General features: G+C 68.4%; 21 protein-coding genes and 2 riboswitches. Of the genes, 16 read left to right on the top strand and 5 right to left on the bottom strand.

Annotated elements, in window-relative coordinates; all coding sequences use genetic code 11:
• Window positions 1-80: 80 nt before the first annotated feature.
• The 3 genes from sppA (at window position 81) to FBQ73_RS20875 (ending at window position 1,764) form a co-directional block, all read left to right on the top strand.
• Window positions 81-1,052 (top strand): signal peptide peptidase SppA, encoded by a 972-nt coding sequence (gene sppA / locus FBQ73_RS20865; protein ID WP_138401420.1) that lies wholly within the window; start codon window positions 81-83, stop codon window positions 1,050-1,052.
• 100 nt (window positions 1,053-1,152) lie between these two features.
• Complete coding sequence (gene ihfB / locus FBQ73_RS20870) at window positions 1,153-1,437, top strand: integration host factor subunit beta (RefSeq protein WP_012114247.1); 285 nt, start codon at window positions 1,153-1,155, stop codon at window positions 1,435-1,437.
• 6 nt (window positions 1,438-1,443) lie between these two features.
• On the top strand, window positions 1,444-1,764 hold the full coding sequence (locus tag FBQ73_RS20875) for a lipopolysaccharide assembly protein LapA domain-containing protein (protein ID WP_138401421.1): 321 nt from the start codon (window positions 1,444-1,446) through the stop codon (window positions 1,762-1,764).
• A 146-nt stretch (window positions 1,765-1,910) separates the two neighbouring features.
• Here the strand turns inward: FBQ73_RS20875 and cysW are convergent, their stop codons facing one another.
• The 3 genes from cysW to FBQ73_RS20890 all read right to left on the bottom strand — a co-directional run bounded on the left by cysW (window position 1,911) and on the right by FBQ73_RS20890 (window position 4,196).
• Complete coding sequence (gene cysW / locus FBQ73_RS20880; RefSeq protein WP_138401422.1) at window positions 1,911-2,783, bottom strand: sulfate ABC transporter permease subunit CysW; 873 nt, start codon at window positions 2,781-2,783, stop codon at window positions 1,911-1,913.
• A gap of 1 nt (window position 2,784) precedes the next feature.
• Entirely contained in the window at window positions 2,785-3,654 is an 870-nt protein-coding gene (gene cysT / locus FBQ73_RS20885) for a sulfate ABC transporter permease subunit CysT (protein ID WP_138401423.1), read from the bottom strand.
• 206 nt (window positions 3,655-3,860) lie between these two features.
• Window positions 3,861-4,196, bottom strand: coding sequence for a hypothetical protein (locus FBQ73_RS20890; protein ID WP_138401424.1), 336 nt, complete (start codon window positions 4,194-4,196; stop codon window positions 3,861-3,863).
• A 236-nt stretch (window positions 4,197-4,432) separates the two neighbouring features.
• Between FBQ73_RS20890 and FBQ73_RS20895 the strand changes: the two genes are divergently transcribed.
• Complete coding sequence (locus FBQ73_RS20895) at window positions 4,433-5,467, top strand: aspartate-semialdehyde dehydrogenase (RefSeq protein ID WP_138401425.1); 1,035 nt, start codon at window positions 4,433-4,435, stop codon at window positions 5,465-5,467.
• An 84-nt stretch (window positions 5,468-5,551) separates the two neighbouring features.
• Here FBQ73_RS20895 and FBQ73_RS20900 read toward each other — a convergent pair whose 3' ends face one another.
• Window positions 5,552-6,472 carry a DMT family transporter gene (locus FBQ73_RS20900; RefSeq protein WP_138401426.1) on the bottom strand — a complete coding sequence of 307 codons (921 nt, stop codon included), beginning with the start codon at window positions 6,470-6,472 and terminating at the stop codon, window positions 5,552-5,554.
• A gap of 284 nt (window positions 6,473-6,756) precedes the next feature.
• Here FBQ73_RS20900 and FBQ73_RS20905 point away from each other — a divergent pair, with 284 nt between their 5' ends.
• Entirely contained in the window at window positions 6,757-6,969 is a 213-nt protein-coding gene (locus tag FBQ73_RS20905; RefSeq protein WP_138401427.1) for a Trm112 family protein, read from the top strand.
• Window positions 6,970-7,384: 415 nt separating this feature from the next.
• Here FBQ73_RS20905 and FBQ73_RS20910 read toward each other — a convergent pair whose 3' ends face one another.
• Entirely contained in the window at window positions 7,385-8,686 is a 1,302-nt protein-coding gene (locus FBQ73_RS20910; RefSeq protein ID WP_138401428.1) for a ubiquinone biosynthesis hydroxylase, read from the bottom strand.
• Between the two features lie 186 nt (window positions 8,687-8,872).
• Between FBQ73_RS20910 and tesB the strand changes: the two genes are divergently transcribed.
• The 11 genes from tesB (at window position 8,873) to gcvH (ending at window position 22,812) form a co-directional block, all read left to right on the top strand.
• Window positions 8,873-9,745 carry an acyl-CoA thioesterase II gene (gene tesB, locus FBQ73_RS20915; RefSeq protein ID WP_138401429.1) on the top strand — a complete coding sequence of 291 codons (873 nt, stop codon included), beginning with the start codon at window positions 8,873-8,875 and terminating at the stop codon, window positions 9,743-9,745.
• A 315-nt stretch (window positions 9,746-10,060) separates the two neighbouring features.
• Window positions 10,061-10,399 (top strand): P-II family nitrogen regulator, encoded by a 339-nt coding sequence (locus tag FBQ73_RS20920; RefSeq protein ID WP_012114237.1) that lies wholly within the window; start codon window positions 10,061-10,063, stop codon window positions 10,397-10,399.
• A gap of 29 nt (window positions 10,400-10,428) precedes the next feature.
• Window positions 10,429-11,925, top strand: a complete 1,497-nt coding sequence (locus tag FBQ73_RS20925; RefSeq protein WP_138401430.1) for an ammonium transporter — start codon at window positions 10,429-10,431, stop codon at window positions 11,923-11,925.
• A 369-nt stretch (window positions 11,926-12,294) separates the two neighbouring features.
• A complete protein-coding gene (gene ileS / locus FBQ73_RS20930; protein ID WP_138401431.1) occupies window positions 12,295-15,387 on the top strand; it encodes an isoleucine--tRNA ligase in 3,093 nt (1,030 codons plus the stop codon).
• Window positions 15,388-15,394: 7 nt separating this feature from the next.
• Window positions 15,395-15,928 carry a signal peptidase II gene (lspA, locus tag FBQ73_RS20935; protein ID WP_138401432.1) on the top strand — a complete coding sequence of 178 codons (534 nt, stop codon included), beginning with the start codon at window positions 15,395-15,397 and terminating at the stop codon, window positions 15,926-15,928.
• Window positions 15,929-16,020: 92 nt separating this feature from the next.
• Window positions 16,021-16,770: a hypothetical protein gene (locus tag FBQ73_RS20940; protein WP_138401433.1), complete on the top strand. Its 750-nt coding sequence runs from the start codon at window positions 16,021-16,023 to the stop codon at window positions 16,768-16,770.
• A 212-nt stretch (window positions 16,771-16,982) separates the two neighbouring features.
• Entirely contained in the window at window positions 16,983-18,392 is a 1,410-nt protein-coding gene (locus tag FBQ73_RS20945) for a M16 family metallopeptidase (protein ID WP_210236850.1), read from the top strand.
• Between the two features lie 77 nt (window positions 18,393-18,469).
• Window positions 18,470-19,762 carry a M16 family metallopeptidase gene (locus FBQ73_RS20950; RefSeq protein ID WP_246089820.1) on the top strand — a complete coding sequence of 431 codons (1,293 nt, stop codon included), beginning with the start codon at window positions 18,470-18,472 and terminating at the stop codon, window positions 19,760-19,762.
• A gap of 204 nt (window positions 19,763-19,966) precedes the next feature.
• A complete protein-coding gene (locus tag FBQ73_RS20955) occupies window positions 19,967-20,884 on the top strand; it encodes a hypothetical protein (protein ID WP_138401435.1) in 918 nt (305 codons plus the stop codon).
• A gap of 90 nt (window positions 20,885-20,974) precedes the next feature.
• A riboswitch (glycine riboswitch) is annotated at window positions 20,975-21,071 on the top strand.
• 3 nt (window positions 21,072-21,074) lie between these two features.
• A riboswitch (glycine riboswitch) is annotated at window positions 21,075-21,188 on the top strand.
• Between the two features lie 97 nt (window positions 21,189-21,285).
• A complete protein-coding gene (gene gcvT, locus FBQ73_RS20960; RefSeq protein ID WP_138401436.1) occupies window positions 21,286-22,431 on the top strand; it encodes a glycine cleavage system aminomethyltransferase GcvT in 1,146 nt (381 codons plus the stop codon).
• 3 nt (window positions 22,432-22,434) lie between these two features.
• The gene (gene gcvH / locus FBQ73_RS20965) at window positions 22,435-22,812 is read left to right on the top strand and encodes a glycine cleavage system protein GcvH (RefSeq protein ID WP_012114228.1); all 378 of its coding nucleotides are present in this window, start codon (window positions 22,435-22,437) and stop codon (window positions 22,810-22,812) included.

Genomic DNA, 22,812 nt, shown 5'->3' on the forward strand with positions numbered 1-22,812 from the left:
AACCCCGGGCCACCTGCTTAAGTGCGGCCCATCGGTCCTGTCCGCCTCCGGCGGCCGGTGTGCCCTGAAGGAGCTGAGTCATGTCGCTCGACGCGGACCAGATCGTCGAACGCCGCCGCCTGCGGCGGAAGGTCACTTTCTGGCGCACCCTCGGCGTGCTCGCCGCCGTCGCCGCCCTCGCGGTGGGGGCGGCCTCGGTGGCGGGCGACAGCGTCTCGGCCTCGTCCCCCCATGTGGCGCGGGTGACCATCGGCGGCATCATCCGCAACGACCGCGCGCGGGTCGAGCTCTTGGAGGAGATCGGCCGCTCGCGGGCGCGGGCGGTGATCCTGTCCATCGACAGCCCCGGCGGCACCGTCACCGGCTCCGAGCAATTGTTCGACGCCCTGCGCCGCCTTTCCGAGAAGAAGCCGGTGGTGGCTGTGGTGGAAGGCATCGCCGCGTCGGGGGCCTATATCGCGGCGCTGGGCGCCGATCACATCGTGGCCCGGCGCAACGCACTGGTGGGCTCGGTGGGCGTGATCTACCAATATCCCAACGTCACCGAGCTGATGAAGACCGTGGGCGTGACCATGGAGGACATCAAGTCCTCCCCGCTCAAGGCCTCGCCCAATCCCTACACCCCCACCACGCCGGAAGCGCGGGCGGCGGTGGAGTCGCTGGTGAAGGACAGTTACGCTTGGTTCAAGGGCCTGGTGAGCGAGCGGCGCAAGATGTCCGACGACAAGCTTGCCACGGTGACGGACGGGCGCGTCTTCACCGGCCACCAGGGCCTCGACCTTCAGTTGGTGGACGAGCTGGGCGATGAGCGCACCGCCCGGGCCTGGCTTGCCCGCGAGAAGGGCGTGCCGGAAAGCCTGCGGGTGCGCAGCTGGCGCACGCGGGAGGTGGATTCGGAGTTCGGCTGGCTGCTCGGCGCCGCGCGGGGCACGGTGGCGGCGCTGGGCTTCCCCCAGGCGGCCGAGTTCCTCACCCAGACCGCCCGCGGCGCGCTGGAGCGCGCCCAGCTTGACGGTCTACTGGCCCTCTGGCACCCTCGCACCGACGGGTGACAAGAGCTTGAGGCTCCTGCATTAAACGCGGCAATCCGTCGCCGGAAGGCGGCCTTTCCGCCAAACCCAGCGGATCGTTCTCAAGGGACATGCGGCCATCATGATCAAGTCGGAACTCGTCCAGAAGATTGCCGAGGCCAACCCGCATCTTTACCAGCGCGATGTGGAGAACATCGTCAACGCCATCCTAGAGCAGGTGGCCTCCGCCCTTGAGCGTGGCGACCGGGTGGAGTTGCGCGGCTTCGGTGCCTTCTCGGTGAAGAAGCGCGACGCGCGCGTCGGCCGCAACCCGCGCACCGGCAAGCAGGTGGACGTGAGCGAGAAAACCGTTCCTTACTTCAAGACCGGCAAGGAGATGCGCGAGCGTCTCAACACCGGAAAGTAGGCGCCCGTGGCCCGCATCCTCTCCATCCTCATCGGCCTGCCGCTCTCTATCGTGGCGGTGGCCCTCGCCGTGGCGAACCGCAAGAGCGTCACCCTGTCCCTCGACCCGTTCTCGCCGGATGCGCCTGCGCTGTCGGTGACGCTGCCTTTGTTCGCGCTGGTGTTCGCCGCGCTGATCGTAGGCGTGCTGGCCGGCGGCATCGTGGTATGGGCCCGGCAGGGCCGTTTCCGCCGCGCGGCGCGCGAAGCCAAGCGCGAGCTGAAGCGGGTGACACCCGTCCAGCAGCCGTCCTCCACCACCCTCGGCCTGCCGGCCCCGCGCGGCTGAGGCCCAACGGCACCCCGCTCGGACGACGCCGCACTCGCCCCCGCGATCACAGGAATGGCCTTGGTCTGCGACAGAGGCCGGAGGGCATGCTCGGGCGCGGCGCCGGCTCGGACCCAAGGCGGAGCATTCGGCTCAGGGCAGCGGATTCAGTGCCCCGGCCGCCGGGCCGGGGCTCGCTCCCCGCGGGCCCGCTCGGCGCGCTCGATGAGATATTTTGCAACCAGCGTGAACAGTGCCACGCCGGCAAGAACCGTCGCGGCGGCGAAGGCGGCGAGCACGTGGCTGTCCTGGTACAAAAGCTCGATCTGCAAAGCCAGCGTCGAGGTCTGCCCGCGGATATTGCCCGACACCACCGAGACCGCGCCGAACTCGCCCATCACCCGCGCGTTGCACAAGGCCGCGCCATAGAGCAGGGCGAAGCGCACGTTGGGCAGCGTGACCAGCCGCAGCACGTCGAAGCCGTTGGCGCCCAGGCTCACCGCCGCCTCTTCCTCGTCGCGCCCCTGCGCCATCATCAGCGGCACCAGCTCGCGCACCACAAACGGCGCGGTGACGAACATGCTGGCGAGGATGATGGCCGGCAGCGCGAACACGATCTTGATGTCGTGGGCCTGCAGGAACGGGCCGAACAGCCCCTGCCCGCCATAAACGAACAGATAGGCGACGCCGGCCACGATGGGCGAGATGGAGAACGGCAGCTCCACCACCGCCAGCAGCAGGTTGCGGCCGGGAAAGCTGAACTTGGTGACGGCCCAGGCCGCCGCGATGCCGAAGCCGATATTCACCGGCACGCAGACCAGGGCGGTGATGAGGGTGAGACCGATGGCATGCAGCGTATCCGGCCGCACCAAAGCCTCGGCATAGGCTGAAAAGCCGCGCGCGAACGCCTCGGAGAAGATGACCGCGAGCGGCGCGATGAGCGCCAGCGCCGTGGTGGCGAGCACCAGCGTGAGCAGCACCGCCCGCGTGCGCAGCCCATCCCCCACGCGATGCCGATTGCGGTTGACCGGAGCCGCCATCTCAGCCCTCCCCCATGGCGCTGCGCTGGTGCCAGGTCTGCACTGCGTTGACCACCAGCAGCATGAGGAAGGCCAGCCCCAGCATGGTCACCGCGATGGCGGCGGCGGCGGCATAGTCATATTCCTCCAGCCGGATGAAGGTGAGCAGGGCCACGATCTCGGTGCGGAAGGGCTGGTTGCCGGCGATGAACACCACCGCGCCGAACTCCCCCAGGGAGCGGGCGAAGGCGAGCGAGGTGCCGGCGAGGAAGGCGGGAAACAGGGTGGGGAAAATCACTCGGCGGAAGATGGTGAAGTCCGTGGCGCCGAGCGTCGCCGCCGCCTCCTCCAGCTCCGGCTCCATGTCTTCCAGCACCGGCTGCACCGTGCGCACCACGAAAGGGATGGAGGTGAAGGCCATGGCGCAGACGATGCCCGCCGGCGCATAGGCTACCTGGATGCCCCACTGGGCCAGCGGCGCGCCGAACCAGCCGTTCTTCGCGAACAAGGCAGTCAGCGCGAGGCCCGCCACCGCCGTGGGCAGGGCGAAGGGCACGTCCACCATGGCGTCCAGCAGGCGCTTGCCGGGAAACTCGTAGCGCACCAGCACCCAGGCCAGGCCCAGGCCGTAGACCGCATTGAACAGGGCGGCCGCGGCAGCGGTGGTGATGGTGATCTGGAACGACGCCAGCGTGCGCGGCGAGGTGATGATGGCGATATAGCCCCAGAAGCCCACATCCGCCGCCTTCAGCAGCAGCGCGCCGATGGGCAGCATCACGATCAGGCCGAGGTAGAGCAGCGTCAGCCCTAGGGAGAGGCGGAAGCCGGGAATGACACTGCGCGGGGCCCGGCGGCCGGCCCCGGCCGGAAACGCGAAACGAAGGCGGGGCATGAACGCGGCCCTGTCGGCTGTCTGGCTGGGAGAGCGCGGCACGGCCGCAATCGAACGCTCGTTATGGCGTGGCGTGCGCCAAATGTCATTCCGCTACGGGAGAAAAATCATCTCACGTAAGATTCATGTGTTTATGAGGCCTAAAAAAGGGCCGCGTCCTTGCGGCCCTCCTTCCGCGCATCCCAGCCGGATGGCGTTACGCCGGATCAGTAGCCCGGCAGATCGAACGGGCCGGGCAGCGGTGAGCGGATGCCGCTGATGGGGCCGGTGCCGGAAGCGCCGCCGCCGTCATAGGTCGGGTAGAACCAGCCGGGGGGCAAGGCGTAATCCAGGTAGGACTTGGAGCCGGGCTTCACCACGGTGCCGGGATCCAGGTAGGAGCGCCGGGTAATCTCGATGCGGCTGCGCTTCTTGACGGTGGTCTGCGCCGATGCGCTGTCCGCCGACATGACCGAAGCAACGCCCGTCAGCGCCACGGCGCACGTCAACGCAAGCGCAACCCGGAACGCCGCGGCGATGGTGAAGTACGGCGCGACACGCATGACATCCTCCCGAAACGGCACAGCCGCCGCCCCTGCCTGAATTAGGACACTCCCGCCCGTCGCGCAAGGAAACGCGGAGGCGGCAGGGGATGTTCCCCGAGCGTGGGGCGCCGCGCGTTGCGCTGGCGCAACAGTTCGCCGTGCGCATGCACGCGATCTTGAGATTTGCAAGCGCGTGCCGTTCGGCCTAAAACCCCCGTTCCGGCCAACAGGGCCGGCAGATTCCGAGGACTATCATGGGTTACAAGGTCGCCGTCGTCGGCGCCACGGGCAACGTGGGCCGGGAGATCCTCTCGATCCTCGCCGAGCGGGGCTTTCCCGCGGACGAGGTTGTGGCGCTTGCTTCGCGCCGCTCGCAGGGCGTGGAAGTCTCCTTCGGTGACAAAACCCTCAAGGTGAAGGCGCTCGAAACCTACGACTTCTCCGACACCGACATCTGCCTGATGTCGGCGGGTGGAGCCGTGTCGAAGGAATGGTCGGAGAAGATCGGCGCGCAGGGCTGCGTCGTCATCGACAATTCGTCCCAGTGGCGCATGGATCCCGACGTGCCGCTGATCGTGCCCGAGGTGAATGCGGACGCCATCGTCGGCTTCACCAAGAAGAACATCATCGCCAATCCCAACTGCTCCACGGCGCAGCTGGTGGTGGCGCTGAAGCCGCTGCACGATGCCGCCACCATCAAGCGCGTGGTGGTCTCCACCTACCAGTCCGTCTCCGGCGCCGGCAAGGATGCCATGGACGAGCTGTTCTCCCAGACCCGCGCCATCTTCGTCTCCGATCCGGTGGAGCCGAAGAAGTTCCCCAAGCGCATCGCCTTCAACCTCATTCCCCAGATCGACGTCTTCCTCGATGACGGCTCGACCAAGGAAGAGTGGAAGATGGTGGTCGAGACCAAGAAGATCCTCGATCCGAAGATCAAGCTGACGGCCACCTGCGTGCGCGTGCCGGTGTTCATCTCCCACTCGGAATCGGTGAACGTCGAATTCGAGAAGGAGTTGTCGGCCGAAGACGCGCGCAAGATCCTGCGCGAGGCCCCGGGCATCATCGTCATCGACACCCGCGAGCCGGGCGGCTACGCCACCCCGCACGAGGCCGCCGGCGAGGACGCAACCTTCATCTCGCGCCTGCGCGATGACCCCACCGTGGACAACGCCATCAACTTCTGGTGCGTGTCCGACAACCTGCGCAAGGGCGCCGCGCTCAACGCGGTGCAGATCGCCGAGGTGCTGGTGAACCGCAAGCTCATCACCGCCCGCAGCAAGGCGGCCTGAGCCCACACGCTGAGCCAGCCTTGCGCTTTCAGGCAAAACCGTGAACGGCCCTCCCCCGGAGGGCCGTTTTCGTTTGGACAGCCGTCAGGGGATCGGATCTCTGGCAACAGGAGCCGGCCCCCGCCGACCCAGCCGCTGAGCCAGCGCCACCACCACCGCCACGGCGCCGGCAAAGAGCAGCGTCTCGGCATCGGGCCGCTCGCCGTTGATGGGCCAGGCAAGGCCGACCGTTACGAAGGTCTGGAGCAGTTGCACCTGCCCCACCCGCGCGATGCCGCCCAGCGCCAGCCCGGCATTCCAGAAGAAGAAGCCGATGAACTGGCTGAACAGCCCGAGATAGAGCAGCGCCGCCCACGATTCACCGGCCACCGTCCGCCCCCACGGAAAGGTCAGGAGCGCCGCCGGCGCCGTGACCGGCAGGGCGAGGATGAGCATGAAGGCGATCACCTCCCAACCCGCCATGCGCCGGGCCAGCCGCCCCGAGACCGCATAGCCCGCGGCGCAGACCACCACGCCCAGGAAGAGCAGCGTGTCGCCGTAGCCAAACCCGCCGGCCGCGCCGTTGCGCAGGGCGAAGGCGGCCACCAGCCCGGCGCCGACAGCGCTCGCCGCGAACAGGCCAAGGCCGGGACGCTCCCCGGCGAGCACGGTGGCGGCGATGGCCGTGCATAGCGGCAGGAGGCCGAGCACGATGCCGCCGTGTGCCGCCGGAACGGTCTGCGTGGCGATGCCGATCAGGATGGGAAAGCCGAACACCAAAGCGAGGGTGGCCAGCAGCAGGTCGCGCCGGGTCTGGCGCGACCCGAACGGCCACGGCCGGCGCAGCACCAGCACCACCGCGAGGGCACAGAAGCCGGCCAGCGCCGCGCGGCCGAAGCTGATGAACCAGGGACTGAGATCGTGCAAGTCGAGCCGCGTCATGGGCAGCGTCGCGCCGAACATGACCACGGCGACGAGGCCGAGGACGAGCCCGAGGGACGATCGGCGGTGGGGGCGGCGGTCCATGGATGCCTTCGAGCGGTTGATGTCACCCCGCTGCTTAGGCGACCGGCCGCCCCGGCGACAACGAATCCGGCTGATGGCAGCATCAGCGCGCCTGATGGATGGGCGAGAAACAGGGTGAAACAGCCGCTTGCCCCCGCTATGGTGGCGCCGCCTCGCCCAGACGCGGGGCGACCCGGCGTAGCGGCGTGGTTCCGTGAATCGCAAGCGCGCGCCGGCGGGTTTCCAACGCGGTTTCGCGCGAGCCGGTCTGCGCCGCGCCTGAAAACGCCCTGACGAGTGATGCGATGATCCAAGCCCAGCGCCCCGGCCACGACGTGGACCCAAAGCTGCTCGAAATCCTGGTGTGTCCCCTCACCAAGGCGCCGCTGGAGTATGACCGCGACCGCCAGGAACTGGTCTCGCGGGCCGCGCGGCTTGCCTATCCCATCCGCGACGGCATCCCGATCATGCTCGCGGACGAGGCCCGCAAGCTCGACGAGAGCGAACTCACCCGCTGAGGGCACGTTGGCCGTTCAACCGAACGGCAGACTGAACGGGTCGCGCTCCGGCGCACGACCCGTTGTCCTTGCGACGGGCTGGGCGCTCAGCGCGGCCCGCAATTGTCCGGCGCGGGCTGGCCGGCGAATCGCGCGGCCATCCAGGCCACCGCATCGGCTGCGGTGCGACTTTGACTGGCATGAGAATGACCCGCGCACCCGAAGGCGCAATTCTCATATGGATTTCCCTGCCGGAGGCGCGCGCCCGCACCAACACACGGCAACCCGCGCCGACGCGCGTTCGCCGCTTGAGCGCGATCTCGCCAGGTGGAAGCAATCTGACCGGTGAAACGCCCTCTCACTCCAAGATGGCGCCCGCGTTTTCTGAACGCGAACCGGTATTCGCTTCGCGCGAAATCGCCCTCTCGAAAACGCGCTACAGCGCCTCGCCGCGCAGCAGCTTCGGCACCTGGCCGGTGAGGCCTGCCGCGTCGCGGATGAACAGGCCCTTGAGGCGCGGCATGCGGTCCACCAGACCCAGGCCCAGGTCCCGCACCGCGCGCAAGGCGTCGGAGCGGTTGGAGAACAGGCGGTTGAGCCCGTCTGTCGCGACCCCCATGGCCAAAGTGTCGAACCGGCGCCAACGCTGGTAGCGCTCCAGCACTGCCGGGCCGGCGAAATCGAGCCCGACCCGCGCGGCATCCGTCACCGCCTCGGCCAGCGCCGCCACGTCGCGCAGGCCCATGTTGAGCCCCTGCCCGGCGATGGGGTGAATGAGATGGGCCGCGTCTCCCACCAGAGCGAGGCGCTCGCCGATGAAGCTGCGGGCCATGGCGAAGCCCAAGGGATAGGCACGCGGCTTGGTCACCGGCTTCACCCAGCCGAGCCGGTGGCCGAAGCGCTGCTCCAGCTCCTCCTGGAAGATGATGGACGGCAACGCCACGATGCGGTCGGCGTCTTCGGTGCGCTCGGTCCACACGATGGACGAGCGGTTGCCCGGAAGCGGCAGGATGGCGAACGGGCCGGGGGGCAGGAAATGCTCTTCGGCCCGGCCCTCGTGGGGGCGCTCGTGCTCCACCGCGAAGGTGATGCCGCTCTGGCCATAGCCCCAGGCCACATTGGCGATGCCGGCCATGCCACGGATGCGCGATTTCGCGCCGTCGCAGGCCACCAGAAGCTGGGCCGAAAGTTGCGGCGCGCCGGCGGCGGACAGGCTCACGCCGGAGCGGTCGGCGGTGAAATCGTCCACCGACTGGGCGCGCAGGTCGATACCGGCGGAGCGCGCCGCATCGATGAGGGCATATTGCAGGTCGGCGTTGGGCACCATGTGGGCGAAGGCCTCGCCCGGCTCCACATCACCGTCGAAGGTGAGGAAGGTGGGCCGCGCCACGTCCTTGGTGCGGCTGTCGGTGACCACCATGGTCTGGATGGGCTGCGCCTTGGCGCCCACATGCTGCCAGACGCCGAGGGTGGTAAGCATGCGCCGCGCGCCGGCGGCGATGGCCGAGCAGCGACCGTCATCCACCGTGGCGTGGGACAGATAGGGGTCGAACAGTACGATGTCGGCATCCGGCCCGAGCCCCTGGCGCAGGGCCAGCGCGAGGCTGAGGCCGGCGAGCCCGCCTCCGACGATGGCCACATCCGCTCGGGCCACATCCGCCCGCGGCACGGCCGTGGCGGCGGAAAAGCCGGTTCCGGTGTGCCCGGCCTGGGGCTCGGACATGTTCAGCCCGGTCATCGCTTCACTCCCTGATCCTATGGTCCGGCCTGCGCCGATCCCGTATCCGCTTCGTCCCGGCTCCCACCCTATACGGAAGGCACCTGACCAAAAGGGTCTTGACGCAATCCGCGCGAGCATGGCGTGTTCGGACGACCCCTTCCCTCCGGAGCGCGCCGCGCGCCGGCCTTCAGCGAGCCAAGCCCTATGACCGGATCACCGTCCGACGTGGATGCGCTTTTGGGCATCCTCGACCTCGAACCCCTTGAAATCAACCTGTTCCGCGGTCGCACCATCACCCCGGACGGGGGACGGGTGTTCGGCGGACAGGTGGTGGCGCAGGCGCTGGTGGCAGCGCGGCGCACGGTGGAGGCCGAGCGAGTCACCCATTCCCTCCACGGCTATTTCCTGCTGGGCGGCGATCCCCGCGTGCCCATCATCTTCGACGTGGACCGCATCCGTGACGGGCGCTCCTTCACCACCCGCCGGGTGGTAGCGATCCAGCACGGGCAGGCCATCTTCAGCATGTCGGTGTCGTTCCAGGTGGTGGAAGAGGGGCTGCAGCACCAAGGCGCCATGCCCGACGTGCCGGCGCCGGAGGACCTGCCCTCCGACGATGCATGGCGCGACAAGCTGATGGCGCGTTTTCCTTCCGCCGCCAAGCGCGACTGGATGGCGCTGCGGCCGCTGGAGGTGAAGCCCACCAGCCTCGACCCCGCCTACCTGGGCGCGCCCGGCGCGCGGCCCAGCATGTGGCTGCGCACGCGCGGCCCGCTGCCGGACGATCTGCCCACGCATCAGGCGGTGCTTGCCTATGCTTCGGACCTTGCCCTGCTCCAGGCCGCCCTTTTGCCCCACGGCAAGTCGGTGTTCGACCGCGACTTGCAGGTGGCCAGTCTCGACCACGCCCTGTGGTTCCACCGCCCGTTCCGGGCCGACGACTGGCTGCTCTACACCCAGGAGAGCCCCACGGCCGCCGGTGCACGCGGCTTTTGCCGGGGTGAAATCTTCACCCGCGACGGCGCACTGGTAGCTTCAGCGGCACAGGAAGGCCTGATGCGGCCCGTCAGTCCTCGCTGAAGGCTCTAGAATGGTATTATAAAACCCTATTTCGCGACCGCGAAGTCGCAATGCTGCTATATTGCTCATGACGATTAATAGATAGGCAAAAATAACGGCAAGGCGGCGGCAAACCGACGGCCTTCCGTTGCGTGGCCTAAAAATAGGCACGCCGATTGCCCGCCCCTATGACTTGGCACGGTACTTGATTCCCTCCTGCGCAGGCTTGCCAGCCGCGGCGTGGATCTCCTCGACCCGCTCAGCGAAGCCGCCGCGAGAAAACAGCCGAAACGCGTCATCTGCGGCGCATCGGCATCAGGGAACAGGGACCGATCCATGAAGATCGTCATGGCCATCATCAAGCCATTCAAGCTGGAGGAGGTGCGCGACGCCCTCACCGGTATCGGTGTGCACGGTCTGACCGTGACCGAGGTGAAGGGATACGGCCGTCAGAAGGGCCACACCGAGATCTACCGCGGCGCCGAATACGCCGTGAGCTTCCTGCCGAAGCTGAAGATCGAGGTCGCAGTGTCCGCCGACCAGGTCTCCAAGGTGGTGGAAGCCATCACCGCTTCCGCCAAGACCGGCCAGATCGGCGACGGAAAGATTTTCGTGCTGCCGATCGAGCACGCCGTGCGCATCCGCACGGGCGAGACCGACGCCGACGCGCTTTGAGCCTTTCTCATTCGACGGAGCTTTCATCCATGACGTCCAAGACGTGGTCCCGCGTGGGCATTCCCGCGCTTCTTCTGGCAACGGCATTTGCCTTGCCGGTGCTGGCCCAGACGGCCGCACCTGCTGCCGACGCCACCACGACCGCCGCAGCCGCCGCGGCGGCCCCCACCGTGAACAAGGGCGACGTGGCGTGGATGCTCACGTCCGCAGTCCTCGTTCTCATGATGTCGGTCCCCGGCCTGTTCCTGTTCTACGGCGGCCTCCTGCGCGCCAAGAACATGCTGTCCATGCTCATGCAGGTTGGCTACTGCGTGGCCATCGTCGGCCTCATCTGGGTGCTGTACGGCTACTCCCTCGCCTTCACCGGCGGCTCGCCCTTCATCGGCGGCTTCTCCAAGGCCTTCCTGTCGGGCGTGACCGGCGAATCGCTGGCCGCCACCTTCTCGGTGGGCGTCGCCATCCCCGAGTTCGTCTACATCGCGTTCCAGATGACCTTCGCCATGATCACGCCCGCGCTGATCTTCGGCGCGTTCGCGGAGCGCACCAAGTTCACCGCCGTGGTGCTGTTCGTGCCGCTGTGGGTAACCTTCGTGTACTTCCCGGTCGCGCACATGGTCTGGTACTGGGCCGGCCCGGATGCCATCGACGCTGCCGCCAAGGCCGTGGCTGCCGCCGCTGACGGCGCCGCCAAGACCGCCGCCCAGGCCGCCCTCGACGGCGTGCTCGCCGACGCCGGCTACATCTTCTCCCTCGGCGCCATCGACTTCGCCGGCGGCACCGTGGTGCACATCAATGCCGGCATCGCCGGCCTCGTCGCCTGCCTCATGGTCGGCAAGCGCCTGGGCTACGGCAAGGAGGCGCTCTCGCCCCACTCGCTGACCCTCACCATGGTCGGCGCCTCCCTGCTGTGGGTCGGCTGGTTCGGCTTCAACGCCGGCTCCAACCTCGAGGCCAACGCCGTCACCGGCCTCGCCATGATGAACACCTTCATCGCCACCTGTGCCGCGGCCGTCTCCTGGATGTTCGTGGAATGGCTGGTGAAGGGTAAGCCCTCCATGCTGGGCCTCGCCTCGGGCATCGTCGCCGGCCTCGTGGCCGTCACGCCGCCGTCGGGCTTCGCCGGCATCATGGGTTCGCTGGTGCTGGGCCTCATCGTCAGCCCCATCTGCTTCATCTTCTGCACGGCCATCAAGAACGCGCTCGGCTATGACGACGCGCTCGACGTGTTCGGCGTGCATGGCGTGGGCGGCATCGTCGGCGCCATCGCCACGGGCATCCTGGTGAGCCCGGCCCTCGGCGGCACCGGCATCTTCGACTACACCACCGGCGCCGTTGCCCCCTACGACATGGCCACCCAGGTCATTGCCCAGCTCAAGGCCGTCGGCGTCACCGTCGTGTGGTCGGGTGTCGGCACCGCGGTGATCCTGTTCATCATCTCCGTGGTCGTCGGCCTGCGTCCCACCACCGACGTGGAGCGCGAGGGCCTCGACATCAACGAGCACGGCGAGCGCGCCTACCACTCGTGATCTTTCCGGGGCGACGCGCCTTCGGGTGCGCCGCCCCGCCGGACTAAAAAGAGGGGAACGAAGAAGAGCCTCGGCACCTTGGTGCCGGGGCTTTTTTCGTTGCCGTGAAGGGGACCCGGACGGGGCGCCGCTTAGGCCGAGCCCCTTCGCCGGCTCCCGCTGCGCTCATCTGCGGGCTTTTCGCGGCGCGGGGCGCCTGCTAGAAGCCCGACCATGTGTGGATCTTTTCAGTGCGGCGGGGTGCCTCCCCGCCCTGGCGCGCGCCGTGTGGCGCGAATTATCGGCCCGGCCCCCCGCCGGCGCGCCTGAGCGCGCGGGGGCCGCCGGGTTTGTTTCGCCTGATCCGACATTTCATGCCCCGAGCATTCCATGACCTCACCTGACACTTCCGTATCTGACACTTCCGCGGCCGAGGCGTCCGCCGCTCCGGACTATTCCAAGACCCTGCTGCTGCCGCAGACCCCATTCCCCATGCGCGCGGGCCTGCCCAAGCTGGAGCCGGAGCTGCTCGCCCGCTGGGCCCGCACCGACCTCTACGGCCGCCTGCGCGAACAGGGTCGCGGCCGCGCCCGCTTCGTGCTGCACGACGGCCCGCCCTATGCCAACGGCAACATCCATATCGGCCACGCGCTCAACAAGATCCTGAAGGACGTGGTGACGCGCTCCCAGCAAATGCTGGGCTATGACTCGAACTACGTGCCCGGCTGGGACTGCCACGGCCTGCCCATCGAGTGGAAGATCGAGGAAGACAATTACCGCAAGAAGGGCAAGACCAAGCCCGACTTCACCGACGCCGCCGCCATGGTGGCCTTCCGCCAGGAATGCCGCGCCTATGCCGAGCACTGGCTCGACAAGCAGCGCGAGGAATTCAAGCGCCTGGGCGTGGAAGGCGACTGGGACCACCCCTACACCACCATGGCGTTCGCCGCCGAAGCCCAGATCGCCCGCGAGATCATGAAGTTCGCGCAGAACGGCCTGCTTTATCGCGGCTCCAAGCCGGTGATGTGGTCCGTGGTGGAGAAGACGGCGCTGGCCGAGGCCGAGGTGGAGTATCAGGATTTCACCAGCGATACGGTGTGGGTGAAGTTTCCGCTGAAGAATAATCCCGGTGCTTTTGGCGTGCACGGGGACTCAGAGCAGGTGCTCAAGGACAATGATCTTTGGGCTGCTATGCGTGGCGCTTCTGTGGTCATCTGGACCACCACGCCCTGGACGCTCCCCGGCAACCGCGCCATCTCCTATTCGTCCAAGATCTCCTATGGCCTGTATGAGGTCACGGACGCTGCCGCTGACAATTGGGCCAAGGCCGGCGACAAGCTCATCCTCGCCGACAAGCTGGCGGAAGATGTGTTCAAGCAGGCGCGCGTCACCACGTTCGAGCGGCGCGGCGACGTGCCGGCGGACGTGCTCGGACGCCTCATCACCGCCCACCCTCTCTCCGCCCTCGGCTACAGCTTCCAGGTCCCCCTGCTCGACGGCGACCATGTCACCGACGACGCGGGCACCGGCTTCGTGCACACGGCGCCCGGCCACGGCCGCGAGGATTTCGAGATCTGGACCCACCACCGCCGCTGGCTGGAGGAGCGCGGCATCAGCCCCGCCATCCCCTACACGGTGGACGCGGATTCGTTCTACACCGCGCAGGCCCCCGGCTTCGAGGGCAAGCGCGTCATCACCGAGAAGGGCGAGAAGGGCGATGCCAACCCGGCCATCATCGACGCCCTGATCGCGCAGGGCAACCTGTTGGCGCGCGGGCGGGTGAAGCACCAGTATCCCCACTCCTGGCGCTCCAAGAAGCCGGTGATCTTCCGCAACACGCCGCAATGGTTCATCGCCATGGACCAGGACATCCGCTCGGCGGACGGCACCCTCGCCCCGCGCCCGGCGACGCTGGCCGGCAACGCGCCCGACACCCTGCGCGAGCGCGCGCTTGCCGGCATCAAGACGGTGGAATGGGTGCCGGCGGCAGGCGAGAACCGCATCACCGGCATGATCGCCAACCGGCCGGACTGGGTGGTCTCGCGCCAGCGCGCCTGGGGCGTGCCCATCGCCGTGTTCGTGAAGGACAAGGGTGACGGCACCGTCGAGATCCTCAAGGACGCAGCAGTCAACGCCCGCATCGCCGAGGCCTTTGCCTCGGAGGGTGCCGACGCCTGGTTCAAGGAAGGCGCGAGCGCCCGCTTCCTGGGCGAGCGGGCCGGCGAGGGCTGGGCCAAGGTGGACGACGTGCTGGACGTGTGGTTCGACAGTGGCTCCACCCACGCCTTCACGCTCGAAGTGCGCGCGGACCTGAAGGCGAACCGGCCGCCCGAAGGCAACGACCGGGTGATGTATCTGGAAGGCTCGGACCAGCATCGCGGCTGGTTCCATTCCTCGCTTCTGGAGAGCTGCGGCACCCGCGGCCGCCCGCCCTACGACGTGGTGCTGACCCACGGCTTCGTCCTCGACGAGGACGGCCGCAAGATGTCCAAGTCGCTGGGCAACGTCACCTCCCCGCAGGATGTGATCAAGCAGTCCGGTGCCGATATCCTGCGCCTATGGGTGTGCGCCTCCGACTATGCAGACGATTTGCGCATCGGCCCGGAAATCCTGAAGACCACCGCCGACACCTACCGCAAGCTGCGCAACACCATCCGCTGGCTGCTGGGCTCCCTGCACCATGACCGGCCGCAAGAGCATGTGGCCTTCGCCGAGATGCCGGCGCTGGAGCGCTACATCCTCCATCGCGTCGTCGAGCTGGACGGCGAGATCCGCGCCGCCTACCGCGCCTTCGACTACAAGAAGGTCAATGCGGCGCTCACCCAGTTCATGAACATCGAGCTGTCGGCCTTCTATTTCGACATCCGCAAGGACGCGCTCTATTGCGATCCCCTGTCCTCGGTGACGCGGCGGGCCTGCCTCACCGTGCTGGACGCGGTGTTCGCGCGGCTCATCACGTGGCTCGCGCCCATCCTGCCCTTCACCTGCGAGGAGGCCTACATCGCCCGCACCGGCGATGAGGAGGGCTCCGTGCACCTGCTCGGCTTCCCGGACACCCCGGCCGACTGGCGCGACGACGCGCTGGCGGACCAGTGGCGCCGGGTGCGCCTCATCCGCCGGGTGGTGCTGGGGGCACTGGAGGTGGAGCGCGCCGCCAAGCGCATGGGCTCCTCGCTGGAAGCGGCGCCGGAGGTCTATGTGAGCGATTCCGCGCTGGCCGATGCCCTCGACGGGCTGGACCTTGCGGAAATCACCATCACCAGCGCCGCTACCCTTATTCGGTCCGAGGGGCCGGCGGACGCCTTCCGCCTGCCCGACGTGCCGGGCGTGGCGGTGGTGCCGGTGCGCGCCGAGGGCCGCAAATGCGCCCGCTCCTGGAAGATCTCCGCCGAGGTGGGCACCGACCCGCAATTCCCGGACGTGACCCCGCGTGATGCCGACGCCTTGAGGGAATTCTACGCCGCCCAGGCCGCGGCTCAGTGAGGTGACGATGGGCCGACGCCACATCCTCTTCGGCCTTTTCGTCGCGGTCCTCGTCCTGGTGGCGGACCAGGCGACCAAGAGCCTTGTCCTTTCCTGGTCGCGCCAGTGGGTGGATCCCCTCCACCCGGTGGCGCCGGGGGTTGATTTCGTGGCGCTGTGGAACAGCGGCATCAGCTACGGCCTGTTCCCGCAGGGCGAGACCGGGCGCTGGGTGCTGGTAGCCATCAAGGTGGCCGCCGCCCTGCTCTTCACGGTCTGGCTGACGCGATCGCGGGGGCGGCTGGAGGCTTTCTCCCTCGGCCTCCTCATCGGCGGCGCCATCGGCAATGCGGTGGACCGGGTGGTCTATGGCGCGGTGTTCGACTTCGTCTCGCTCCATGCCATGGGCTACCGGTGGTACGTGTTCAACCTGGCCGACGTGGCCGTGGTTGTGGGGGTGGGGCTGCTTCTTTATGATGCGTTTTTAGGTCGCGCCTCAAAATCGCCGCCCTCGGTCTCGCCAATGGCGTCGAAATCCGAAGCCGAGCGTGAGCGAGGCTGAGCGCGGGCTCGATGGCCAGTTCTGAAAGCCAGTTCAGAAAGGCCGCCAGGGACCTCGGGGAAACAGGACATCGGGGAACAGGAACCATGCACGTGAGCCCGAATTTTTCACGCGGCATCGCCGCCGAGCGGGCCGCAGGCGATCCTTCCGCCTTCTCTCTTTCCACTCCCGCCGGTGATGGCGCGCGGACGCTGTTGCGGCATGCCCGCCTTCTGGCTGCGGCCCTGCTGGGCGCGGGCCTCCTCACCACGGTGGCCCACCGGCCGGCAGCCGCCCAGACCTTCGACGGGTCTTCCAGCCTGATGGAGAGCACCATGCAGCTCCTCGGCCTGAAGGACGAGGAGCCCAAGCCCGAGATCGACTATCGCGAGCGCGCGCCCCTGGTGGTGCCGCCCAAGGTGCCGGAAATCCTGCCCCCGCCCCAGGCGAGCGCGGCGGACGCCCATCCCAACTGGCCGAAGGATCCCGACGTCCAGCGCCGCAAGCGCGAGGCGGAGACATCCAAGACCCCCATCGTGCGCGACGATCCGGGCCGGCCGCTGCTGCCGTCCGAGCTGAAGGGCGGCAAGCACAAGAACCTCGGCAACTCGTCCTCGCCGACCGAGCCCGTCGGGGCGGAATCCAAGCGCGACGTTCTGCTGCCGTCCCAGCTCGGATTCACCAGCTGGATGGGCGGCCTGGGCGGCAAGCAGGAACAGCTCTCCTTCAACGGCGAGCCGGAGCGCGAGAACCTGATCCAGCCCCCGCCGGGCTACCAGACGCCGGCCCCCAACGCCCCCTACGGCGTGGTGGAGCCGAAGAAAGAGACCTTCAAGCTCCCGACCCTGTTTGATCGCCAGTGACGCACCAGCCGTGTGGTTCGACCGGAACAGATGGAACTCATCCGTCCCGGTCGGACCACAAGACTTTGATCTGGTGGATCAACTTTTCAAAGCGGATGGGGACCACCGGTTTCGGTCGATCCACCAGGCGGGGCGATCTTGACGGGCGCCGCCTTTGCGTCCGCGCCCGGCTTCCTATCTTTCCTTGACGTGCCCGTCGTTCGGCGCGTCGAATGACGGAAGATCGCCACGTGTTCATGAGCCGCCTCACCATGATTGCTATTCTCGCCGCCACCGCGGCCACAGCCGCCCCCCGCATTGCTGACGCGGCGGGGCCGGAAGTTGCCCAGTTCCAGCTCGACAACGGCCTTCAGGTCATGGTCATCCCCGACCACCGCACCCCGGTGGTGACCCATATGGTTTGGTACAAGGTGGGATCGGCCGACGAGCAGGCCGGCAAGTCCGGCATCGCCCATTTCCTCGAGCACCTGATGTTCAAGGGCACCGACGCCCACCCGCAAGGCCAGTTCTCGGCCGAGGTGGCGCGTCTCGGCGGCCAGGAAAATGCCTTCACCTCGCAGGACTACACCGCCTATTTCCAGCGTGTCGCCAAGGAGCACCTGGAAAAGGTGATGGGCTTCGAGGCTGACCGCATGACCGGCCTCAAGCTCTCCGACGAAGTGGTGCTGCCCGAGCGCGACGTGGTGCTGGAAGAGCGCCGCATGCGCACCGACAACGATCCCGGCGCGCGCCTCTCCGAGGTGCTGCAGGCCACCACCTACATGAATCACCCCTACCAGCACCCCATCATCGGCTGGGAACACGAGATCAAGGGGCTGAACCGCGAAGACGCCCTCGCCTTCTACCGCCGCTATTACGCGCCCAATAATGCGCTGCTGGTGGTGGCCGGCGACGTGGACCCGGAGGCGGTCCGCACCCTCGCCGAGAAGACCTACGGCAAGGTGGCCCGCGCCGACACCCCGCCCCGCAACCGGCCGCAGGAGCCCGAGCCCCAGGCCCACCGCCGGGTGGCGCTGTCCGACCCGCGCGTGGCCCAGCCCAGCCTGCAGCGCTCCTACCTGGTGCCCTCCTCCCGCACCGCCCAGCCCGGCGAGGCCGAGGCGCTGGAAGTGCTCGGCCAGATCCTCGGCGGCGGCCAGACCAGCCGCCTCTATCGCACCCTGGTGGCCGAGAAGGGCATCGCCGCGGGTTCCGGCTCATGGTATCAAAGCACCGCATATGATGCGACCCGCTTCGTCACCTACGCCTCGCCCCGCCCCGGCGTGAGCCTGGAGGACCTTGAGGCGGCCGTGGACGCGGTGATCGCCGAGTTGCAGGAGAAGGGCGTGGACGACCTGGAACTGGCCCGCGCCAAGACCAGGCTCACCGCCGACACCATCTATTCGCAGGACAACCAGGCCACCCTCGCCCGCATCTATGGCGCCTCCTGGGCCACCGGCATGTCGGCCGACGATGTGCGGGCCTGGCCCGATCGCATCAAGGCGGTAACCGCCGAGCAGGTGAAGGATGCCGCGCGCCGGTATCTGATAACCGATCGCGCTGTCACCGGCTACCTGAAGCAGGCCGAACCGAAAAAGGACGCCGCCCCGAAAAGCGAAACCAAGAAGGACGACCGCTCGTGAGGGCTGGCCCCGCCCCCCTTTCCGACCGGACCGGCAGCGCCATGCGCGCCGGTCGTCTCCTCTTTGCGATGGTAACCATGGCCCTTTCCCTTCTTTCCGCCACCGCGGCCCAGTCCCAGTCGAGCCGCATCACCGAGGTGACGAGCCCCGGCGGCATCAAGGCGTGGCTGGTGCATGACACCACCCTGCCCCTGATCGCCGTGGAATTCGCCTTCATCGGCGGCGCCTCCCAGGACGGCAAGGAGCTGCCCGGCCTCGCCAATCTCACCGCCTCCCTTTTGGACGAGGGCGCCGGCTCCCTGGACGCCGCCGCCTTCCAGACCGCCCTCGCCGACCACGCGGTGGAGCTGCATTTCGATGCCGGCCGCGACGAGATCCGCGGCTCCCTGCGCACCTTGTCGGAGAACCGGGAAAAGGCGTTCGACCTGATGCGCCTCGCGGTCAGTTCGCCGCGCTTCGACAGCGAAGCGGTGGAACGCATCCGCGCCTCGCAGATGGCCATGTTGCGCCGCCGGTCCACCGAGCCCAACGCCATTGCCAACGACCGCTGGTTCGCCCTTGCCTTCCCGGACCATCCCTATGGCCGGCCGGTGGACGGCACGCTGGAGACCGTCGCCCGCATCAGCCGCGACGACATCGCCGGCTTCGCCAAGCGCGCCATCGCCCGTTCCAACCTGCGGGTGGCCGTGGTGGGCGACATCAGCGCGGAGGAACTGGGCAAGCGGCTCGACGCCGTGTTCGGCACCCTGCCGGCCACCGCCACGCTGGTCCCCGTGCCCCAGGTGGAACCGCAGAAGATCGGCACCGTGGAGGTCATCCCCCTCGACGTGTCCCAGTCGGTGGTGGTGATGGGCACCGGCGGCCTGGAGCGGCGCGACCCCGACTTCATCCCGGCCTTCGTGCTCAACCACATCCTCGGCGGTAGTGCGTTTTCCTCGCGCCTGTTCAAGGAAGTACGCGAGGCCCGCGGGCTGGCCTATTCGGTCTATTCCTACCAGGTGGCCCTCGGCCATACTGGCCTGTGGTTCGCCGGCACCGCCACCAAGAACGAGCGGGCGGGTGAATCCATCGCCATCATCACCGACGAGTTCCGCAAGATCCTGAAGGACGGGCCGAGCCAGACCGAGCTGGACGAAGCCAAGAGCTATCTGGTGGGGAGCTATGCCCTGCGCTTCGACACCTCCTCCAAGGTGGCCGGGCAGTTGCTCCAGATCCAATTGGACGAGTTGGGCATCGATTATGTGGACCGGCGCAACGCCCTCATCGGCGCTGTCACCCTCGACGACCTGAAGCGCGTGGCGGCGCGCCTCGCCACCGCCCGCGACGCCCTCGTTGTGGTGGTGGGCAAGCCGGTGGGCCTGGGCGGCTAGCCTTCGTGGTGGCAGGGATGCCGGGACTTCCCGGCATCCGGTCGCCGTGCGATCCGCCCAGCCGCGGCGGACGGGTTCGCTGGGTAACCTTAATCCGCACGAGAACCGGTCGCACCCGCCTGAAACGCCGGGGGGCGGTTCCCGAGCCCTTGCCCCCTTTGCTATAAGGCAATCTGATCGGGGGCGCCCACGGAGTTGATGGACATGGTGCGCGCACAATTGGCCGGTGCATACGGAACGGCTGCGGACACTCGCGCGGCGGATGGCGCGCGCGCCCGCCGCTTTTCGCGCCTGCCTCAGCTCGCGCTGCCGGCGCTGCTCGCCATGGCACTCGCCGGCTGCGCCGGGGGCGAGGGGCTGGACGGCGCGTTCGGCGCGCAGGACACCGGCGTCGCCCGCACCGGCACCTCCTCCGCCGGCGTGGTCAACAGCGCCACCACCGACGCCCTCGTGGTGGGCACCGGCCCCGAAGCTCTGACCTATGACTGCCCGCCGGTGACCGTGCGCACCGGCGCCGGCTCCTGGCAGGTCACCGCCGGCGGCGGCCTGCGCTACCAGGGCACGCTCGGCCGCCTCGCCCGGGAATGCTCGATCTCCGGCGGCACCATGATGGTCCGCGTCGGCATCGAGGGCCGCGTCCTGATGGGCGAGAAGGGCACGTCCGGCCAGGTCAAGGTGCCGATCCGCATCGCCGTGGTGCAGGAGGGGCCGTCCCCCAAGACCATCACCACCAAATTCTTCAACGTGGCCGTGGACGTGCCCGCCGATCCGGGCCACGCCGCCTTCACCGTGGTGGAGGAACAGATTGCCTTCCCGCTGCTGAAGCCGGGGGAGATGGAGCGCCACGTGATCTATGTGGGCTTCGACCCGCAGGGGAGCGAGGTGAAGGAGCGCAAGCCCGCTCCGGGCGCCAAGCCGAAGCCCAGACCCAAGCCGGCTGCAGACACCTCCGAAGCGCCGGCGGCCACCCCCGCCAAGAAGCCGGCCGCCACCAGCGGCGCCCCCCAGGGCGACGTGTTCGGCCCGCCGCCCGGCAGCAGCGGCACCCTGACGCCGGCCCCCTCCACCGGTGGCTTCGAGGCGCCGCCCTCCACCAGCACCTTCTCGCCGCCACCGCGTTGAGGTTGGGCGCGTTGAGGTTGGGCGCGTTGACGCCCGTCGCTATTGGCTTATGCTGCACGCACGCCCAGGCTTCGGCTTGGGCGTGATCGGACGATCCCTGCGGGAGAGACCGGCGGCCGCAAGGTACGCCGGCGCCGAAGGCGCAACCGCCCCGGAACCGCTCAGGCCAAAGGACCGCAGGGGGACGAAACTCTGGAAAGCAGCGCGGGTGCTGCGCGGCAGCGCGCGTCCCTGGCGCTCACCGAAGGAGTAAGCCGTGCCCTTCCACGAGGCGCGGTGAAATCTCTCAGGTCCTAAGACAGAGGGGGCGCCGCGCGGACCCGCGTCTGTGTCGCGACGACGTGATGTGTCGTGGCGCAGGGACCGGTCCGGAAATTGGCGCTGTCGTCCGGGAGTCCCCCTTGGATCATTCCGAGCCTCTGCTCGAAACCCCGCTGTTCTCTGCCCATCGCGCCCTCGGCGCGCGCATGGTGCCCTTCGCCGGCTACCAGATGCCGGTGCAATATCCCGATGGCATCCTCGCGGAGCACGGCTGGGCCCGCATCCATGCCGGGCTGTTCGATGTCTCCCACATGGGCCAGGCCCTGCTGAAGGGGCCCGACCACGCCACCACCGCCCGCGCCCTCGAAGCCCTCGCCCCGGCGGATTTTCTGAACCTCTCCCCCGGCCAGCAGCGCTATTCCCAGTTGCTGGCTGAGGACGGCGGCATCATCGACGACTTCATGGTGACGCGGCCGCTGGCGCCGGAATGGGACGGCACCCTCATCCTCGTGGTCAACGCCGCCTGCAAGGTTGGCGATTTCGCCCACATCGCGGCCCACCTGCCGGCGGGCGTCACCCTCATCGAGCGCCCGGAACGCGCGCTGCTCGCCCTGCAGGGGCCTGAGGCAGCGGCCGTGATGGCTCGCCACTGCCCGCAGGCGACGGCGCTGGACTTCATGACGTCCATCCCCACGGATTTCGACGGCATCCCGGTGGAGGTCTCCCGCTCCGGCTATACCGGTGAGGACGGCTTTGAAATCTCGGTTGAGAACGAAAGCGCCCCCCTGCTCTGGGCCGCCCTGCTCGCCGAGCCGGAGGTGAAGGCCATCGGCCTCGGCGCCCGCGACAGCCTGCGCCTGGAGGCCGGGCTCTGCCTCTATGGCCACGACATCGACCTGTCCACCTCCCCCATCGAGGCGGTGCTGAACTGGTCCATCCAGAAGCGGCGACGCAGCGAGGGCGGCTTTCCCGGCGCCGCGCGCATCCAGGACGAGCTGACGCAAGGCCCGGCCCGCGTCCGGGTGGGGCTGAGGCTTGAGGGTCGCGCCCCGGCCCGCGAGGGGGCCGAGATCGCATCCGATGGCGCCGTGGTGGGGCGCGTCACCTCCGGCGGCTTCGCGCCGACGCTCGGTGCCCCCATCGCCATGGGCTATGTGCCGCCGGCCCTGTCGGCGCCCGGCACCCGCCTCGACATCCTGGTGCGCGGCAAGGCCCTGGCGGCCACCGTCGCATCCCTCCCGTTCGTGCCGACGCGCTATGCGCGCAAACCTAAAACTGGGGCCTGATCCATGACGAGCGTGCGCTACACGAAGGACCACGAATATGTGCGCGTCGAGGGCGACGTGGCCGTAGTGGGCATCTCCGACTACGCCCAGCAGCAGCTGGGCGACGTGGTGTTCGTCGAGCTGCCGGAGATCGGCAAGGTCGTGACGAAGGGCGGCGAGGCCGCCGTGGTGGAGAGCGTGAAGGCGGCGAGCGAGGTCTACGCCCCGCTCTCCGGCGAGGTGGTGGAGGTCAACAGCGAGCTGGAAGGCGCCCCCGGCCTCGTCAACGAGGCTCCGGAGGGCAAGGGCTGGTTCATGAAGCTGAAGCTCTCCAACCCCGCCGAGCTGGACGAGCTTTTGAACGAGCACGCCTACAAGGACTTCCTGGACACCCTGGCCTGA

Source organism: Xanthobacter autotrophicus, from assembly GCF_005871085.1.
Lineage (GTDB): Bacteria > Pseudomonadota > Alphaproteobacteria > Rhizobiales > Xanthobacteraceae > Xanthobacter > Xanthobacter autotrophicus.

What these genes read in the sequence shown, in the direction of transcription:
- FBQ73_RS20920 (WP_012114237.1), top strand. Translation starts at nt 10,061, where the DNA reads ATGAAGATCGTCATGGCCATCATCAAGCCATTCAAGCTGGAGGAGGTG.
- sppA (WP_138401420.1), top strand. Translation starts at nt 81, where the DNA reads ATGTCGCTCGACGCGGACCAGATCGTCGAACGCCGCCGCCTGCGGCGG.
- FBQ73_RS20925 (WP_138401430.1), top strand. Translation starts at nt 10,429, where the DNA reads ATGACGTCCAAGACGTGGTCCCGCGTGGGCATTCCCGCGCTTCTTCTG.
- FBQ73_RS20890 (WP_138401424.1), bottom strand. Translation starts at nt 4,196, where the DNA reads ATGCGTGTCGCGCCGTACTTCACCATCGCCGCGGCGTTCCGGGTTGCG.
- FBQ73_RS20895 (WP_138401425.1), top strand. Translation starts at nt 4,433, where the DNA reads ATGGGTTACAAGGTCGCCGTCGTCGGCGCCACGGGCAACGTGGGCCGG.
- lspA (WP_138401432.1), top strand. Translation starts at nt 15,395, where the DNA reads ATGGGCCGACGCCACATCCTCTTCGGCCTTTTCGTCGCGGTCCTCGTC.
- cysT (WP_138401423.1), bottom strand. Translation starts at nt 3,654, where the DNA reads ATGCCCCGCCTTCGTTTCGCGTTTCCGGCCGGGGCCGGCCGCCGGGCC.
- FBQ73_RS20910 (WP_138401428.1), bottom strand. Translation starts at nt 8,686, where the DNA reads ATGACCGGGCTGAACATGTCCGAGCCCCAGGCCGGGCACACCGGAACC.
- ileS (WP_138401431.1), top strand. Translation starts at nt 12,295, where the DNA reads ATGACCTCACCTGACACTTCCGTATCTGACACTTCCGCGGCCGAGGCG.
- FBQ73_RS20955 (WP_138401435.1), top strand. Translation starts at nt 19,967, where the DNA reads ATGGTGCGCGCACAATTGGCCGGTGCATACGGAACGGCTGCGGACACT.
- ihfB (WP_012114247.1), top strand. Translation starts at nt 1,153, where the DNA reads ATGATCAAGTCGGAACTCGTCCAGAAGATTGCCGAGGCCAACCCGCAT.
- FBQ73_RS20900 (WP_138401426.1), bottom strand. Translation starts at nt 6,472, where the DNA reads ATGGACCGCCGCCCCCACCGCCGATCGTCCCTCGGGCTCGTCCTCGGC.
- tesB (WP_138401429.1), top strand. Translation starts at nt 8,873, where the DNA reads ATGACCGGATCACCGTCCGACGTGGATGCGCTTTTGGGCATCCTCGAC.
- cysW (WP_138401422.1), bottom strand. Translation starts at nt 2,783, where the DNA reads ATGGCGGCTCCGGTCAACCGCAATCGGCATCGCGTGGGGGATGGGCTG.
- FBQ73_RS20945 (WP_210236850.1), top strand. Translation starts at nt 16,983, where the DNA reads ATGACGGAAGATCGCCACGTGTTCATGAGCCGCCTCACCATGATTGCT.
- FBQ73_RS20950 (WP_246089820.1), top strand. Translation starts at nt 18,470, where the DNA reads ATGGCCCTTTCCCTTCTTTCCGCCACCGCGGCCCAGTCCCAGTCGAGC.
- FBQ73_RS20905 (WP_138401427.1), top strand. Translation starts at nt 6,757, where the DNA reads ATGATCCAAGCCCAGCGCCCCGGCCACGACGTGGACCCAAAGCTGCTC.
- gcvH (WP_012114228.1), top strand. Translation starts at nt 22,435, where the DNA reads ATGACGAGCGTGCGCTACACGAAGGACCACGAATATGTGCGCGTCGAG.